Source organism: Methylobacterium litchii (assembly GCF_038442315.1).
In the GTDB taxonomy this organism is placed as follows: Bacteria; Pseudomonadota; Alphaproteobacteria; order Rhizobiales; family Beijerinckiaceae; genus Methylobacterium; species Methylobacterium litchii.
This window is the reverse complement of record NZ_JBBXMY010000005.1, coordinates 95,585-109,922: the sequence shown is the minus strand read 5'-3', so window position 1 is coordinate 109,922 and position 14,338 is coordinate 95,585. Positions and strand designations below refer to the sequence as shown.

Genomic DNA, 14,338 nt, shown 5'->3' with positions numbered 1-14,338 from the left:
CCGCGCTGGCCCCGCTTTGCCGCATCGCGCCGGGCGGGACAAGCGGGCGTGCCTTTCGGTGGCCGCCGCCTTATGGAGGCGGGACCTCCGCACGATCCCGACCGACATCATGACAAGCCCTACCTCGCTCGACGCCCTGATGCCCCTGTTGGAGCGCATCGCCACCGCCCTGGAGCGCGCCGCGCCCCCTGCCCCGCCGGCCTTCGATCCGGACGCGGCGGATGCCTTCCTCTGGGGGCCGGAGCGGCGGCTGGTGCCGGTGCCGCAGGTGGCCCATGTCGACATGGCGCTGCTCACCGGCATCGACCGGGCGCGGGAGATCCTGGTCGAGAACACCGAGCGCTTCGCCCGGGGCCTGCCGGCCAACAACGCCCTCCTCTGGGGCGCGCGCGGCATGGGCAAGTCCTCCCTGGTGAAGGCGGCCCATGCCGACATCAACGCCCGCCGCCCGGCGGGCGCGCGGCCGATGAAGCTCGTGGAGATCCACCGGGAGGACATCGAGGCCCTGCCCGACCTGATGGCCCTACTCCGGCCCGATCCGCACCGCTGGCTGGTCTATTGCGACGACATGTCGTTCGATGCCGACGACACCTCCTACAAGTCCCTGAAGACCGCGCTCGACGGCGGCATCGAGGGCCGCCCGGCCAACGTGCTGTTCTACGCCACCTCGAACCGCCGCCACCTTCTGGCGCGGGACATGGTGGAGAACGAGCGCTCGACGGCGATCAACCCCGGCGAGGCGGTGGAGGAGAAGGTCTCCCTCTCCGACCGGTTCGGCCTCTGGCTCGGCTTCCACAAGTGCAGCCAGGACGAGTACCTCGCGATGATCGACGCCTATGTCGCCCGCTACGGCCTGGAGGTCGCCCCCGAGCGCCTGCGCGCCGAGGCGTTGGAATGGGCCACCACCCGGGGCCATCGCTCCGGCCGGACGGCGTTCCAGTACATCCAGGATCTGGCGGGGCGTCTCGGCCAGGCGCTGGACTGAGACGGGGCCGGAGGGCGAGCCCTCCGGCGGGTGCGGGGCTCAAGCCCTGCGTCTTCCAGGGGCTTTGCCCCTGGACCCCACCAAAGGACGGGGTCCTTTGGGATCCTCCTATCGGCCGCTCGAGCCGAAACCGCCGGTGCCGCGCCCGGAGCCCGACGTCTCGTCGCCGTCGAGCATCGTGAGGGCGGGGCGGGCGATGCGCGTGAAGACCAGTTGCGCGATGCGCTCGCCGGGTTCGATCCGCACCGGCGCGCCCGCGCGGTTCCAAGCCGAGACCATCAGCGGCCCCTCGTAATCGGCGTCGATCACCCCCGTGCCGTTGCCGAGGATCAGCCCGTCGCGGTGGCCCCGGCCGGAGCGGGGGAGCACGAGGCCGCACCAATCGGGGTCGCGGATCAGCACGGAAAAGCCCGCCGGGATCAGGGCGGCGGGGGCGCCGGGGTCGAGGGTGAGCGGCGCGTCGAGGCAGGCGTGCAGATCGAGGCCGGCGGCGCTGGCCGAGCCCCATCGCGGAAAGCCCCAGCCGGAGAGCCTGTCGTCGAGGAGGCGGATCCCGACGGAGGGCAGATCGCCCATCGGCTCAGGCGCCGAGCCGATCGATGGCCTCGGCCATGGCGATGAGCCGCCGCGCCGCCTCGACATGCAGCCGCTCGACCATCCGCCCCTCGATGGCGACGACGCCGAGCCCGTGGTTCTCCGGCGCGTCGAACACGGTGGCGATGCGGCGGGCCAGGGCCAATTCCTCCGGATCGGGGGCGAAGGCGGCGTTGGCCGGGCCGATCTGGCTCGGGTGGATCAGCATCTTGCCGTCGAAGCCCAGCTCCCGGCCCTGGCGGCACTCGGCTTCGAAGCCGGCCTCGTCCTTGAAGTTCGTGTAGACGCCGTCGATCGCCTCGATCTCGTAGGCGCGGGCGGCGGCGAGCACCTGCATCAGCCACGGCACCAGGGCGGCGCGGCCCGGCGGCGGGATGCGCCCGGCCTTCAGGAGGTCGTTCGGGCCCACCACCAGCGCCGAGAGCCGCGCATCCACGTCGCGGGCGGCGCTGGCGATCTCGGCGGCGTTCACCACCGCCATCGGCGTCTCGATCATCGCCCAGACGCGGGTGGAGGCCGGCGCCCCGAGCCGGCGCAGGCGTGAGCCCACCGCGATCAGCGCATCGGAGGTCTTCACCTTGGGCACCAGCACCGCGTCGGGCGCGGCGGCGGCAAGCGCGGCGAGGTCGGCTTCGCCGTCCTCCGTCTCGGGCGGGTTGATCCGCACCACCACCTCGCGGGCGCCGAAGCCCCGGGCGGCGACCGCTGCCGCCACCGATTCGCGCGCCGCCGCCTTCGCGGCGGGGGCGGTGCCGTCCTCCAGGTCGATCAGGATGACGTCGGCGGGGAGGGAGCGGGCCTTCTCCAGGGCCCGTGCGTTGGCGCCGGGCATGGCGAGGACGCTGCGGCGCGGACGGATCTCGCTCATGATGGATCTCCCCCGACGGACGGCCCCGTCCAGTCGGGCGCATAGCGGGCGCGTCCGCTTCGGGCAAGGAGGGGGCACCGGAATGGCGCGGTGGATCGCGGGTCTCGACGGGTGCCGGGGGGCCTGGGCGGGGGCGCTGATGGATTGCGACGACCCGGAGCGCTTCCGCTGCGGGCTGTTCGACTCGGTTGCGGCGCTCCTCGACGGGCCGGAGGTGCCCTGCATCGCCGGGATCGACGTGCCCATCGGCCTGCCGGAGCGCATCCTCGGCGGCGGGCGAGGCGCCGACCGCGCGGCCCGCGCCCGCCTCGGGCCCGCCCGCGCCTCGGTCTTCCCGATGCCGCCGCGCGTGGCGGTCTATGCGCCGGATTACGAGACCGCCAAGGCCCTGTCGCGGGCGGGCAGCGAGCCGCCCTTCGCCCCCTCGATCCAGGGCTGGAACATATTCCGCTATGTCCGCGAGGTGGATACGCTCCTGCGCGACCGGCCGGACCTGCGGGAGCGGCTGCACGAGGTCCACCCGGAGGTGGCCTTCCACGCCCTCAACGGCTTGCGCCCCCTCGGCCTGCCGAAGAAGGGGCCGCGCCGGCACGAGGGCCTCGCGCTCCGCCGCAGGCTCCTCGCGGAAGCCGGCCTGCCGGAGGTGCTGATCGCGGCGCGTTCGCCGGGCGTGCCCGCCGACGACCATCTCGATGCCCTCGCCAGCCTCGTCACCGCCCGCGACATCCTCCTCAGCCGGGCGCAGCCCCTCCCCGATCCGCCGGAACGCGATGCGTTCGGCCTGCCGGTGGTCATCTGGGCGCCGGCTCCGGTGACGGGGGCAAGCGTCGCCCTAGATCGTCCCGCATGAGCCTGCCCATCCGCCACATCGCCCGCGCCATCGTCCTCGATCCCGCCGACCGGGTGCTGCTGATCGAGTACGTCTCCGTCCACGCCAAGGGGCCGGACGGGGGGCCGCTCCATTTCTGGTTCATGCCCGGCGGCGGGCTGGAGCCGGGGGAGGACCACGTCACCGCCTGCGCCCGCGAACTCGGCGAGGAGATCGGCCGGGACGACGCCACGATCGGACCGCAGGTCGCCTCCTGCGACGGGCCGTTCCACCTGTTCAAGCAATCCCGCGACGCCCGGGAGCGCTACTTCGTCGTTCGCCTGCCCGATGACCGGGTCGACACGAGCCGGCTGGCCGAGACCGAGGACAATCCCCTGGTCGGCACCCGCTGGTGGACCCTCGCCGAACTCGAGGCCACCGACCAGCGGATCGAGCCGGCGGGCCTTGCGGGTGTCGTCGCGCACCTGGTGTCCGGGATGACTCCGCCGGTTTCGCGCGTTCTGAACTGGCACAACCGCTGATTTCGCAGTCGCAGCAAATTAACTCATGAGAAGAGGAGAGCCCATGTTCCCCCACAACCTCACCGAAGGTTACCGCTCGTTCCTGTCGGGTCGTTTCCCGGAGGAGCGCCGCCGCTTCAAGGAGCTGGCCACGAGCCAAGCCCCCGAGGTTCTGGTGATCAGCTGTTGCGACAGCCGCGTCGCCCCGGAGGCGGTCTTCGACGCCGGGCCGGGCGAATTGTTCGTCATCCGCAACGTGGCCAACATCGTGCCCGTCTACGAGACCGGCGGCGATTACCACGGCACCTCGGCGGCCATCGAGTTCGCGGTGGTGGGGCTGAAGGTGAAGCACATCGTCGTGCTCGGCCACGCCACCTGCGGTGGCATCAAAGCCTACGCCACGAAGGCGGAGCCGCTGTCGAAGGGCAACTTCATCGGCAAGTGGACCTCCCTCGTCGCCCCGGCCGAGGCCAAGGCCGGCGATTCGAGCGCGCCCGACTACCTCACCCGCCTGGAGCACGCGATGGTGAGCCAGAGCATCGAGAACCTGCTGACCTTCCCCTTCGTGAAGGAGGCGGTGGAGACCGGCGAGCTGACCCTCCACGGGGCGCATTTCGGCATCGCCAATGGCGTGCTGCTGGTGCGCGATCCGGAGACCGGCGATTTTGGCCCGGCGACCGACGGGACGGGCCGGGCGCTGCGCCCCTCCGACACCATCGCCTGCAACTGAGAGTACGAGAGAGGGGGGCGGCTTCGGCCGCTCCCCCGTTTTTGTGTCACGACGCAAAAAAAGGGCGGTGGGTCTTTCGACCCACCGCCCTCTCCTGGTCAGCCCTAGGCTGGATTACATGGCGCCCGGCATCCGCTGCAGCATGCCGTAATGCTCCTGCAGCGACGGCAGAACCTGCTGGGCGTAGGTGCGCAGCGCCGGGTTCGGGCCGCTCTGCGCGTAGGCCTGGGTCATGCCGATCGCCATCTGGTGCGACTGGACCTGCTGGCTGACGTAGAGGCGGTCGAAGCGCGGGCCGGCCGGGGTGGCCGAAAGCTCGGCGAGCATCGCCTGCTGCTGCTGGTTCGGGGGCACCATCGTGCCGGCGCCGGTGTTCTCCATCATCGCGCCGCCGCCGAAGCGGCTGCCCGCCGCCGCGCCCTGCGCCGCGCCGTTGCCCACGCCCTGGAGGCCGCCGACCGGGCCGCCCGACAGGGTGCCGCCCACGGCGCCCGTCGCGGCACCGAGACCCGCGCCGACCGCACCGCCGGCGACGGCGAGCGGAGCGCCGATCAGGCCACCGATCGGGCCGCCATCGGCCATCGCACCCATGGAGCCGGTCGCGCCGCCCGACAGGGCCACGTTGGCAGCCCGGTGGTCACGGAGCGCATCCTTGGCGTAGGTACGGATCCGCGCGTTGCGGGTCTTCTGCAGGGCGATCTGCGCCGACTGCACCTCGAAGGCGTTCGACTGCATCGACTCCATGCGGAAGTCGTTCATCTGGGCGAAGGCGGGGGTGGCCAGGGCCAGGACCATCGCGGAAGCGACAACGGTATTCTTCAGCATCTAGGAACCTCGTAGCAAGAGAACACTGACGCATGACGACGCCACCCGCGCCGGATCCTCACGGACCCCACGGCACTTGGCGACCCATCGTGCGCCGATTCAGTGGGTCAACCGAGACTTTCGGAGATTGTTCCAGATGTCGTTGCCTGGAATCAGGGCAGTGAACAGGCGCCGCGCGGGCTTTCCGTGGGAAAGACTGCTCTGATGCTGGTCTTCGTCCAAGTCCTGCGGGCTGTCGCGGCGACGATGGTGGTCTGGCATCATGCCCGGCACGAGACCGGACTGCTGGCCGCGCGCGGCGCCGGGGCGGCCCTGGCGCCGGAGACGCTGCTGCCGTGGTGGGCCGGCGTCGACCTGTTCTTCGTGATCTCGGGCCTCGTCATCGTGCTGGCGAGCCGGTCGCTCGCCGGGGCCCCGGGCGGGCGGGGGCGCTTCCTCGCGCACCGGATCGCGCGGGTGGTGCCGCTCTACTGGCTCACCACCGCGCTCTACCTCGCCCTGGCGCTGGCGGCGCCGGGACTGCTCGGTGAGGCGGGGGCGCTGGGGCGCGATCCGGCCTTCGTCGCCGCCTCCTTCCTCTTCTGGCCGATGGCACGGCCGGACGGCAGCCTCCAGCCCCTCTACGGGCTCGGCTGGACGCTCAACTACGAGATGGCCTTCTACGCCCTCTTCGCCCTCGGGCTCGGCTTCGGCCTGCGGGGGGCGGTGGCGTGGCTCGTTGGGGTGCTCGTCGCCCTGGTGGCCCTCGGCAGCCTCCTCGCGCCACCCCCGCCGCTCGCCTTCTGGGCGGACCCGATCGTCCTCGAATTCGCCCTCGGCGCGGGGCTCGGCCTCGCCCGCCTCGCGGGCCTGCGCCTGCCCGCCGGCGCGCGGATCGCCCTCGCGCTCCTCGGGCTCGCCGGGATGCTCGGCGCGGCGTGGCATCTCGGCGGCGAGGGCGAGGTGCCGGGCTTCGCGCGGCCCCTCCTCGTCGGGCTGCCGGCGGGGCTCCTCGTGGCGGGCGCCGCCCTCGGCCCCGGCCTCGGCCGGGGCGGGATCGCCGCCCTGCCGGCCCCTCTGCGCGCCCTCGCCGTCCTCGGGGATGCCTCCTACGCGCTCTATCTCACCCATCCCTTCGCCCTGCGCGCCGGGCGGGAGGCGCTGCTGCGGCTCGGCCTCGCCCCGGCCCTGCATCCCTGGGGCGCCATGGCCGCGATGACCGGCCTCGCCCTCCTCGCGGCGGTGGCGGTGCATCGCCTCGTGGAGCGTCCCCTCACCCGGCGCGTGCGCGGGTTCCTCGAAAACCGTGTGGGGGCGTCGCGCCGCCCGGTTTTCATAGGCCGAGAGGATCGCTAGCCTCCGCCCGATCCAAGACGTCAGCCCCGAGGACGGCACGATGAAGACCCTGCTCGTACCTGTGGCGATGCACGACGCCCTGCCCTCCGTGTTCGAGACGACGCGGCTGGCCGCCTCGCGCTTCGGCAGCCTGATCGAGGGCGTCTCTCTGCGCCCGGCGCTGGCCGAATACGTCCCCGTCGACATGGTCGGCGGCATGACGTGGCTGCGCGACGAGGAGGCCGACATCGCGGAGGCGGAGGAGGCGGGCTCGCGCTTCGTCGCCGCGATGGACGCCGCCGGCATCCCCCGCCATCCGCGCGACGGCCAGTGCAACCCCGCCAAGGTGATGGAGGCCGGGCCGCGCTACCGATGGCGCCCGGACGTGCCGACCGGCGACGCCTTCCTCGGCCAATATGCCCGGCTGTTCTCGGCCACCGTGGTGGGGCGGCCGGGGACCGGCGACAACGCCCCGCGCATGACCACCTTCGAGACCGCCCTGTTCGAGAGCGGCCGCCCGATCCTGCTGGCGCCCCCCGCCCCGCCCGCGAGCCTCGGCGAGGCGGTGCTGATCGCCTGGAACGGCTCCACCGAGACCGCCCGCGCGGTGGCCTTCGCCATGCCCTTCCTGCGCCGGGCGGCGCGGGTGCTGGTGCTGAGCGTCGAGGGCGGCATGGTGCCGGGGCCGAGCGCGCAGGATCTCGCCCAGGCGCTGGCCTGCGAGGGCGTCGAGGTCACCCACCGTGCCCTGCCCACGGGCCGGCGCACCCCCGGCGAGACCTTCCTGGCCGAGGCCAAGGAGTTCGGCTGCGACCTTCTCATCAAGGGCGCCTACACCCAGAGCCGCCTGCGCCAGATGATCTTCGGAGGTGTCACGAGTCACGTCCTCGCCCAGGCCGACATGCCAGTGTTGATGGCCCATTGACGGGAACCCCCGCCCCACGGCCACGTTCGGCCTGGGCCTTGTCTGTTTCGGCCGGAGGTATGCCTTGGTCCGCACCCTGACCGCCCTCGCCATGCTGCTCGCCGCCGCGCCCGCCCTGGCGCAGCCGGGCAAGCCCGACCCCTCGACCCACAGCTTCCGCGGCACGGTCGAGGCCCGCCACGGCGACGACCTGACGATCGTGCGGCCGGGCGGCAGCACCGTGACGGTGCGGATGGACGCGAAGACCCAGGTCTACACCGCGATCGGTGCCCGCCTGCGCGACATCAAGCCGGAGAGCTACATCACCGTCACCGCCGCCCCCGATTCGTCGAAGGCCACGGCAGTGACGATCTATTCCCCCTCCGAGCGCGGCTTCGCCGCCGGCAGCCGCCCCTGGGACACGCAGCCCGGCGCCACCCTCACGGGAGGGTGGATCGCCGACGTGAGCGGCACGGACACGCGGCAGGTCACCCTCACCCACGGCGAAGGGCGCAGCGACTTCACGATTCCCCCCGACACGCGGGTGACGCAGGTCGCGCCGGGGGAGAAGGCCCTGCTCGTGCCCGGCGCCGCCGTCACGGTGCTCACCCAGGCGGGGCCGGATGGGGCGCACGATGCCGGCACGGTCATCGTCGGCCGCGCCGGGGCCGTGCCCACCCTGTGAACCGCCGACGGCGCGGGGACGCACGCGCCTGTTCGGCCCCGACGGCCGCGCTATAGAGACGGGATGACCGCGCCCGATTTCGTCCCCGATCCGCGCCTTTCGGCCGACACCGTGCATCTCGGCGACCTCGCCCTGTCGCGGGTGCTGCTGATGGACGATGCCCGCTTCCCCTGGCTGATCCTCGTGCCGAGGCGGGAGGGGGTGAGCGAGATCACCGACCTCGACGAGGCCGACGCGCAGACGCTCTGGCAGGAGATCCGCCTCGCCACCGGGGTGATGCGGGACCTCGCCAAGCCGGACAAGATCAACGTCGCGGCGCTCGGCAACGTCGTCGCGCAGCTCCACGTCCACGTGGTCGGGCGCTTCCGCTCCGATCCGGCCTGGCCCGGCCCCGTCTGGGGCTTCGGCACCCGCACCCCCTACCCGCTCCATGCCCGCGCCCAGCTCGCCGAGCGGGCCGGCGCCCTGTTCGCGGCGGCCTGACCCGATGCACGATCCGATCTCGACCCTGGGCTTCGTCTGCAACCGCCTGGACCGGCATTCCGCCGAGCAGCCGGAGGAGGCGGTGCCACCCCTCGACGCGCCGGACACGCGCCTGCTCATCCTCGGCGGCGACCGCTTCCTCCTGCGGGAGGGCACGGCGATCCATGTCGCCACCACGGCCCTGCTGCACGCGGTGGAGCGCACCGAGACGGTGTTCCTCGGCCACTGGGACGGGCGCCCGGTCTTCGCCGCCTCGATCCCGACCGACGAGCTACCGACCCTGGAGGGCACCGAGAACCGCAGCCTCGACCTGCGCAGCATCGCTACGGACGGCGTCGTCGCACCGGAGGAACTGGGCCTCCTCGCGGTGGCGAAGTCCATGCTCGACTGGCACGGGCGGAACCGCTTCTGCGCCAATTGCGGCGCGCCGAGCTTCACGGCGGCGGGGGGCTTCCGGCGGGAGTGCCGGGCCTGCAACGCCCACCATTTCCCCCGGGTCGATCCGGTGGTGATCATGCTGGTGCGCCGGGGCGAGACCTGCCTCCTCGGCCGGGGCCCGCATTTCCGGCCGCACATGTTCTCCTGCCTCGCGGGCTTCCTCGAACCCGGCGAGACCATCGAGGATGCCGTGCGCCGGGAGGTCTACGAGGAGACCAAGATCCGCGTCGGGGCCGTCTCCTACCGGACCTCGCAGCCCTGGCCCTTCCCCTCCTCGCTGATGCTCGGCTGCGTCGCCGAGGCGCTGGACGGGGAGATCGTCACCGATCCGACCGAGATCGAGGATGCCCGCTGGTTCGACCGGGAGGCGGTGTCCGCCATGCTCATGGGCACCCATCCCGACGGCATCCTCTCGCCGCCGCCCATGGCCATCGCGCATTTCCTGATGCGGCAGTTCGTGGAGGGCTGAGCCCTCTCACGCCGCCTCGGCCGGCTCCGGGGCCGCCAGCGACCGCAGGGCGGCGAGCCCGTAGGTGGCGACGCAGGCGTAGCAGAGGATCGGCGCCGCCAGGGCCACCTGCAGGCCGAATCGGTCGGCGAGCGCTCCCGTGACGACCGGCACCACCGCTCCGCCGACGATGGCGACGCAGACGATGCCCGCCCCCTGCGCCGTGCGGGGGCCCAGCCCCTCGATCGCCATGGCGAAGATCGTCGGGAACATGATCGAGTTGGCGAGGCCCACCGCCAGCAGGCTCCAGCCGGAGATTGTCCCGCCGGTCAGCGCGGAGAGGGTCGCGAGGCCCCCCGCCGCCAGGGCGCAGACGGCCAGCGCCGCCCCGCCCTTCACCCGCCGCAGCACGAAGCTGCCGACGACGCGGCCCGCCAGCGCGCCGCCCCAGTAGAAGCTGAGGAGATGGCCGGCGGTTTCGGGGCTCGCCGCCAGGACCTGCTTCTGTTCGAGGTAGCTCACCATCAGCGTGCCGATGGCGACCTCCGCGCCGACATAGAGGAAGATCGCCAGCGCCCCGAAGGCGAGGCGCGGCCGGGCCAGGAGATCGAGCCCGACCCCCTTGCCCCTGGCCGCTCCGCCCTCCTCCGGCAGCCAGCGCCGCAGGGTCCAGAACAGGGCGGCCAGCAGGGCGAGCCCGCCCGCGATGACCAGGAACGGCGTCTGCAGCACGGCGGCCTCGGCCTGCCGCGCGGCCGCCATCGCGGCGGGCGAGAGGGTGGCGGGATCGGCCGGCGCCGGCCCGCGCGACAGGATCGCCCAGGCGCCGATGGCCGGGCCGACCGTGGTGCCGAGGGAATTGAAGGTCTGGGCGAGGGTCAGGCGGCTCGGCGCACTCTCCGGCGCCCCGAGGCCCGTTACCAGCGGGTTGGCGGCGACCTGCAGCACCGCGATGCCGGAGGCCATCACGAAGAGCGCCGCCAGGAAAAGGGGATAGACGCCGATCTTCGCGGCCGGCGTGAACAGCAGGCCCCCCGCCGCCATCACCAGCAGCCCCAGCACGAGGCCCCGGATGTAGCCGATCCGCGCCACCACCGCCCCGGCGGGCAGGGAGACGACCGCGTAGGCCAGGAAGAAGCAGAACTGGGTGAGCGTCGCCTCGGCGTAGCTGAGGGCGAACAGCGCCTTGAGCTTGGGGGTGATGATGTCGACGAAGACCGTCACCAGCCCCCAGGTGAAGAACAGGGCCAGCATGAAGGGGAACAGCCACCCGGCCTTCGCCCCCGCCGGCCCGTCCCCGGCCCGCGCGGCGCCATCGGCCGGATTGCCCCCCAGCGCGACCATCTTACAGCCCGGCGAGGGGGAAGATCGCCAGGGCGCCGAGGAAGACGAAGCCCGTGAGCAGCGTCGTCCAGATTGCCTTCTCCCGCAGGCGCGGCGCGGCGGGTGCGCCGAGATCCTGGCCCGGCACGATGTGCTCCGGGCGCGTCTCCGCATGGTTGCGGATCGGCAGGATGGCGAAGAGCAGGGTCCACCAGATGACGAAGTAGAGGGCGATCCCGCCCCCCACCGTCAGCTTGAACAGCCCCACCCCCGCCGCGACGAAGCAGGCGACGAGGAGGGCGACCGCCGCGAGGGTCGCGGGCGTGGACCGCCCGAACACCCGCATCAGCCCGCTCATACCTGCTCCAGCTCCACGAGGGTGCCGAGGAAGTCCTTGGGGTGCAGGAACAGGACCGGCTTGCCGTGGGCGCCGATCTTCGGCTCGCCGGTGCCCAGCACCCGCGCGCCCTGCGCCTTCAGCTTGTCGCGGGCGGCGATGATGTCATCGACCTCGTAGCAGACGTGGTGGACGCCGCCGTTCGGGTTACGCTCCACGAAGGCCTCGATCGGCGAGCCCTCGCCCAGCGGCGCCATGAGCTCGACCTTGCTGTTCGGCAGCTCCACGAACACGACGGTGACGCCGTGATCCGGCTGCGGCAGCGCCTCGGACACCGTGGCGCCCAGCGTGTCGCGGTAGGTCGCGGTGGCGGCGTCGAGGTCGCGCACCGCGATGGCCACATGGTTGAGCCGGCCGATCATTCTTCTTGTCCTCCCTGGCGCGTCGTCGCGTTCGTTCGCGCTCCGTCATCGCGAGCGCAGCGAAGCGACCCAGGGCTGCGGGACATCTCAGACTGGCGCGCTGCCCTGGATTGCTTCGCTCCGCTCGCAAAGACGACGGAGCGTTCAACCGCCTATATCACACCTCCACCACCTGCACGTGGCAGGCCGGCTTCTTGCCCCACACCTCGTTGACCGCCTGCCGCACGGCGCGGTCGACGCTCTTCTCGACGCCCTCGGAATCCTTGAGCTTGCCCCGCGACAGGCTGCCCAGCGTCTGGGAGACGGCATCGACCACCGTGTCGATCAGCGCCTCGCCGGTCCGGCCCCGGTTCGGCAGGCCGATGATGTCCACCGCCGGCTCGCCCAGCACCACGCCGTCGTCGTCGATGGCGATGGCCACCGAGACGAGGCCCGCCTGCATCAGCTTGCGCCGCTCGGGGATCGCCCGGTCCTTGTCGTCGATCAGGACGTGGCCGTCCTTGTAGAGGCGCCCGGCCTTGACGTGCTCCACCACCTCCGGCTTGCCGGGGGCGAGGCGCACCATCGCGCCGTTGCGGGCCTTCACCACGTGGCCGACGCCCTGGGCGCGGGCGAAGCGGGCATGCTCGTCGAGGTGCAGCGCCTCGCCGTGGACGGGGATCGCCGTTTGCGGCCGGGTCCACTTGTACATCTCGACCATCTCGTCCCGGCGCGGGTGGCCGGAGACGTGGACCAGGGCGGTGCGGTCGGTGATGACCTCGACGCCCTGCTCGATCAGGTCGTTGATGATGGCGCCGACATCCCGCTCGTTGCCGGGGATGGCGCGCGAGGAGAAGATCACCCGATCACCCTCGGCCAGGCTGATATCCGGGTGGTCGCGGCGGGAGACGCGGGACATGGCCGCGCGGGGCTCGCCTTGCGAGCCGGTGAGCAGCGCCACCACCTTGTCGCGGGGGATGCTCTTCCACGAATCCGCCCGGCGGAAGTCCGGCAGGCCGTCGAGGTAGCCGCATTCGCGGGCGACATCGATCACCCGGTCCATGGCCCGGCCGACCGCGATCACCTCGCGCCCGCAGGCCTGCGCCGCCTCGGCCACCGCGCGGATGCGGGCGACGTTCGACGCGAAGGTCGTCACCGCCACCCGGTGGGGCGCGTCGGCGATGATGGTCTTCAGGGTCGCGGCGACCTCGGTCTCGCTCGGCGAGAAGCCCTCGCGGACCACGTTGGTCGAATCGCAGATCAGGGCGAGGATGCCCTCGTCGCCGAGCGCGGTGAACTGCTCCGGCGAGGTGACGTTGCCCGCGACCGGGGTCGGGTCGAGCTTCCAGTCGCCGGTATGGACCACGAGGCCCGCCGCCGTGCGGATGGCCACCGCGTTCGATTCGGGGATCGAGTGCGCCACCGGCACGAATTCGAGTTCGAACGGGCCGACGTTCAGCCGCTTGCCCGGCTTGACCTCACGCAGCTCGACCTTCGGCGCGCCCGGCTCCGAGAGGCGGCGCGTCTCCAGCAGGTTCTTGGCGAAGCGCGTCGCGTAGACCGGCACGCGCAGCTTCGTCCACAACTCCGAGATCGCGCCGATATGGTCCTCGTGCGCGTGCGTGATGAAGATGCCGAGAAGGTCCTTCCGGCGTTCCTCGATATAGGTGAGGTCCGGGAACATGAGATCGATGCCCGGCATCGCCTCCTCGCCCGCGAAACCCATTCCGCAATCGATCATGATCCATTTGCGGCTCTTCGGCGGCCCGAAGCCGTAAAGAGCCGCATTCATCCCGATCTCGCCCACGCCGCCGAGCGGCAGGAAGACGAGCTCCTCCTGTCCCATTGCCATCTGTCGTCGTCCAAACTCAGGCCGCCGTCGCGGCCGTTCCAAAATGCACCTCCCCGGCAGTCACGACATGCCGGGCCTCGTCGGGGCCGAGGATCACGAGCCGCCCCCCCTCGTCGATCGTGTCGAACCGGCCCCGCAGGACCCGTTCCCCGCTGGCCACCGCGATCTCGCTTCCGAGACCGGCGGCCCGCGCGAGCCAGCGCTCGCGGATGCGGGTGAATGCCTTGCCTCCGGCCCAGGCGCGCGCGTGCGCGGCCATCTCGTCGGAGAGATGTTCCAGTAACGCTTCCGGCCCGCCGACGTAACCCGCCGCCGCGAGGCTTGTCGCGGGCAGGTCCGCCGGCGCGGCGGCGACGTTGACGCCGAAACCGATCACCACCGCCCGCCGGCCACCCGGCAGAACCTCCGCTTCCAGAAGGAGCCCCGCGAGCTTGCCGGACCCGAGCAGCAGATCGTTCGGCCATTTCAGGCGAACAGATCGGGTCGGATCGCGCCGATCCCAGCCCGGCAGGGTGCCGCAGGTGGCCTCGACCGCATCGGCCAGCGCCACCCCCGCCACGAAGCCGAGCTCGGCGAGATGGTCCGGCGCCACGCCGGAGACCGGCCAGAGCACGCTCGCCGTGAGGTTGCCCGGCAGCGAGGACCACGCGTTGCCGCGCCGACCGCGCCCCGCCTCCTGACGGTGCGCGACGACCCAGAGAGGCCCGAGTTCGCCGGCCCGGGCCCGCTCCAGGGCTTCCGTGTTGGTGGAACCAAGGCGGTCGTGGACATGGAGCCTGTGCCCCGCCGCCCGCGCCGCCTGACCGAGTCGGTAGGCCAATC

Annotated in this window: 17 protein-coding genes; 9 read left to right on the top strand and 8 right to left on the bottom strand. The window is 72.3% G+C overall.

Annotated elements, in window-relative coordinates; all coding sequences use genetic code 11:
* The first annotated feature begins 109 nt into the window (after window positions 1-109).
* Window positions 110-985 carry an ATP-binding protein gene (locus tag AAHF99_RS11590; RefSeq protein WP_342164461.1) on the top strand — a complete coding sequence of 292 codons (876 nt, stop codon included), beginning with the start codon at window positions 110-112 and terminating at the stop codon, window positions 983-985.
* Between the two features lie 108 nt (window positions 986-1,093).
* Here AAHF99_RS11590 and dut read toward each other — a convergent pair whose 3' ends face one another.
* Together dut and AAHF99_RS11580 are read right to left on the bottom strand one after the other, a co-directional pair.
* Window positions 1,094-1,561 (bottom strand): dUTP diphosphatase, encoded by a 468-nt coding sequence (gene dut / locus AAHF99_RS11585; RefSeq protein ID WP_342164460.1) that lies wholly within the window; start codon window positions 1,559-1,561, stop codon window positions 1,094-1,096.
* Window positions 1,562-1,565: 4 nt separating this feature from the next.
* The gene (locus AAHF99_RS11580; RefSeq protein WP_342164459.1) at window positions 1,566-2,447 is read right to left on the bottom strand and encodes an HpcH/HpaI aldolase/citrate lyase family protein; all 882 of its coding nucleotides are present in this window, start codon (window positions 2,445-2,447) and stop codon (window positions 1,566-1,568) included.
* A gap of 82 nt (window positions 2,448-2,529) precedes the next feature.
* Here AAHF99_RS11580 and AAHF99_RS11575 point away from each other — a divergent pair, with 82 nt between their 5' ends.
* The 3 genes from AAHF99_RS11575 to AAHF99_RS11565 are packed head-to-tail and all read left to right on the top strand — an operon-like array spanning window position 2,530 to window position 4,506.
* On the top strand, window positions 2,530-3,297 hold the full coding sequence (locus AAHF99_RS11575) for a DUF429 domain-containing protein (RefSeq protein WP_342164458.1): 768 nt from the start codon (window positions 2,530-2,532) through the stop codon (window positions 3,295-3,297).
* Window positions 3,294-3,797 (top strand): NUDIX hydrolase, encoded by a 504-nt coding sequence (locus AAHF99_RS11570; RefSeq protein ID WP_342164456.1) that lies wholly within the window; start codon window positions 3,294-3,296, stop codon window positions 3,795-3,797. The genes AAHF99_RS11575 and AAHF99_RS11570 overlap by 4 nt, the downstream gene beginning before the upstream one ends.
* Before the next feature lie 43 nt (window positions 3,798-3,840).
* Window positions 3,841-4,506, top strand: a complete 666-nt coding sequence (locus AAHF99_RS11565; protein WP_342164454.1) for a carbonic anhydrase — start codon at window positions 3,841-3,843, stop codon at window positions 4,504-4,506.
* Between the two features lie 114 nt (window positions 4,507-4,620).
* Here AAHF99_RS11565 and AAHF99_RS11560 read toward each other — a convergent pair whose 3' ends face one another.
* Window positions 4,621-5,331: a DUF4142 domain-containing protein gene (locus tag AAHF99_RS11560; protein ID WP_342164453.1), complete on the bottom strand. Its 711-nt coding sequence runs from the start codon at window positions 5,329-5,331 to the stop codon at window positions 4,621-4,623.
* 204 nt (window positions 5,332-5,535) lie between these two features.
* Here AAHF99_RS11560 and AAHF99_RS11555 point away from each other — a divergent pair, with 204 nt between their 5' ends.
* The 5 genes from AAHF99_RS11555 (at window position 5,536) to nudC (ending at window position 9,624) form a co-directional block, all read left to right on the top strand.
* Window positions 5,536-6,666: an acyltransferase family protein gene (locus AAHF99_RS11555; protein ID WP_342164451.1), complete on the top strand. Its 1,131-nt coding sequence runs from the start codon at window positions 5,536-5,538 to the stop codon at window positions 6,664-6,666.
* 40 nt (window positions 6,667-6,706) lie between these two features.
* The gene (locus AAHF99_RS11550) at window positions 6,707-7,570 is read left to right on the top strand and encodes a universal stress protein (protein WP_342164450.1); all 864 of its coding nucleotides are present in this window, start codon (window positions 6,707-6,709) and stop codon (window positions 7,568-7,570) included.
* 64 nt (window positions 7,571-7,634) lie between these two features.
* The gene (locus tag AAHF99_RS11545) at window positions 7,635-8,234 is read left to right on the top strand and encodes a hypothetical protein (RefSeq protein ID WP_342164449.1); all 600 of its coding nucleotides are present in this window, start codon (window positions 7,635-7,637) and stop codon (window positions 8,232-8,234) included.
* 63 nt (window positions 8,235-8,297) lie between these two features.
* A complete protein-coding gene (locus AAHF99_RS11540) occupies window positions 8,298-8,717 on the top strand; it encodes an HIT domain-containing protein (RefSeq protein ID WP_342164447.1) in 420 nt (139 codons plus the stop codon).
* A gap of 4 nt (window positions 8,718-8,721) precedes the next feature.
* The gene (gene nudC, locus AAHF99_RS11535) at window positions 8,722-9,624 is read left to right on the top strand and encodes an NAD(+) diphosphatase (RefSeq protein WP_342164446.1); all 903 of its coding nucleotides are present in this window, start codon (window positions 8,722-8,724) and stop codon (window positions 9,622-9,624) included.
* A 6-nt stretch (window positions 9,625-9,630) separates the two neighbouring features.
* Here nudC and AAHF99_RS11530 read toward each other — a convergent pair whose 3' ends face one another.
* The 5 genes from AAHF99_RS11530 to AAHF99_RS11510 form a co-directional block, all read right to left on the bottom strand.
* Window positions 9,631-10,947, bottom strand: coding sequence for a sugar MFS transporter (locus AAHF99_RS11530; protein ID WP_342164444.1), 1,317 nt, complete (start codon window positions 10,945-10,947; stop codon window positions 9,631-9,633).
* 1 nt (window position 10,948) lies between these two features.
* A complete protein-coding gene (locus AAHF99_RS11525; RefSeq protein ID WP_342164443.1) occupies window positions 10,949-11,284 on the bottom strand; it encodes a DUF1467 family protein in 336 nt (111 codons plus the stop codon).
* Window positions 11,281-11,685 carry a methylmalonyl-CoA epimerase gene (mce, locus tag AAHF99_RS11520; protein ID WP_342164442.1) on the bottom strand — a complete coding sequence of 135 codons (405 nt, stop codon included), beginning with the start codon at window positions 11,683-11,685 and terminating at the stop codon, window positions 11,281-11,283. The genes AAHF99_RS11525 and mce overlap by 4 nt, the downstream gene beginning before the upstream one ends.
* 157 nt (window positions 11,686-11,842) lie before the next feature.
* On the bottom strand, window positions 11,843-13,516 hold the full coding sequence (locus AAHF99_RS11515; RefSeq protein WP_342164441.1) for a ribonuclease J: 1,674 nt from the start codon (window positions 13,514-13,516) through the stop codon (window positions 11,843-11,845).
* A 16-nt stretch (window positions 13,517-13,532) separates the two neighbouring features.
* Window positions 13,533-14,336, bottom strand: a complete 804-nt coding sequence (locus AAHF99_RS11510; protein ID WP_342164440.1) for a biotin--[acetyl-CoA-carboxylase] ligase — start codon at window positions 14,334-14,336, stop codon at window positions 13,533-13,535.
* Window positions 14,337-14,338: the final 2 nt, after the last annotated feature.

What these genes read in the sequence shown, in the direction of transcription:
- AAHF99_RS11590 (WP_342164461.1), top strand. Translation starts at nt 110, where the DNA reads ATGACAAGCCCTACCTCGCTCGACGCCCTGATGCCCCTGTTGGAGCGC.
- dut (WP_342164460.1), bottom strand. Translation starts at nt 1,561, where the DNA reads ATGGGCGATCTGCCCTCCGTCGGGATCCGCCTCCTCGACGACAGGCTC.
- AAHF99_RS11580 (WP_342164459.1), bottom strand. Translation starts at nt 2,447, where the DNA reads ATGAGCGAGATCCGTCCGCGCCGCAGCGTCCTCGCCATGCCCGGCGCC.
- AAHF99_RS11575 (WP_342164458.1), top strand. Translation starts at nt 2,530, where the DNA reads ATGGCGCGGTGGATCGCGGGTCTCGACGGGTGCCGGGGGGCCTGGGCG.
- AAHF99_RS11570 (WP_342164456.1), top strand. Translation starts at nt 3,294, where the DNA reads ATGAGCCTGCCCATCCGCCACATCGCCCGCGCCATCGTCCTCGATCCC.
- AAHF99_RS11565 (WP_342164454.1), top strand. Translation starts at nt 3,841, where the DNA reads ATGTTCCCCCACAACCTCACCGAAGGTTACCGCTCGTTCCTGTCGGGT.
- AAHF99_RS11560 (WP_342164453.1), bottom strand. Translation starts at nt 5,331, where the DNA reads ATGCTGAAGAATACCGTTGTCGCTTCCGCGATGGTCCTGGCCCTGGCC.
- AAHF99_RS11555 (WP_342164451.1), top strand. Translation starts at nt 5,536, where the DNA reads ATGCTGGTCTTCGTCCAAGTCCTGCGGGCTGTCGCGGCGACGATGGTG.
- AAHF99_RS11550 (WP_342164450.1), top strand. Translation starts at nt 6,707, where the DNA reads ATGAAGACCCTGCTCGTACCTGTGGCGATGCACGACGCCCTGCCCTCC.
- AAHF99_RS11540 (WP_342164447.1), top strand. Translation starts at nt 8,298, where the DNA reads ATGACCGCGCCCGATTTCGTCCCCGATCCGCGCCTTTCGGCCGACACC.
- nudC (WP_342164446.1), top strand. Translation starts at nt 8,722, where the DNA reads ATGCACGATCCGATCTCGACCCTGGGCTTCGTCTGCAACCGCCTGGAC.
- AAHF99_RS11530 (WP_342164444.1), bottom strand. Translation starts at nt 10,947, where the DNA reads ATGGTCGCGCTGGGGGGCAATCCGGCCGATGGCGCCGCGCGGGCCGGG.
- AAHF99_RS11525 (WP_342164443.1), bottom strand. Translation starts at nt 11,284, where the DNA reads ATGAGCGGGCTGATGCGGGTGTTCGGGCGGTCCACGCCCGCGACCCTC.
- mce (WP_342164442.1), bottom strand. Translation starts at nt 11,685, where the DNA reads ATGATCGGCCGGCTCAACCATGTGGCCATCGCGGTGCGCGACCTCGAC.
- AAHF99_RS11515 (WP_342164441.1), bottom strand. Translation starts at nt 13,516, where the DNA reads ATGGCAATGGGACAGGAGGAGCTCGTCTTCCTGCCGCTCGGCGGCGTG.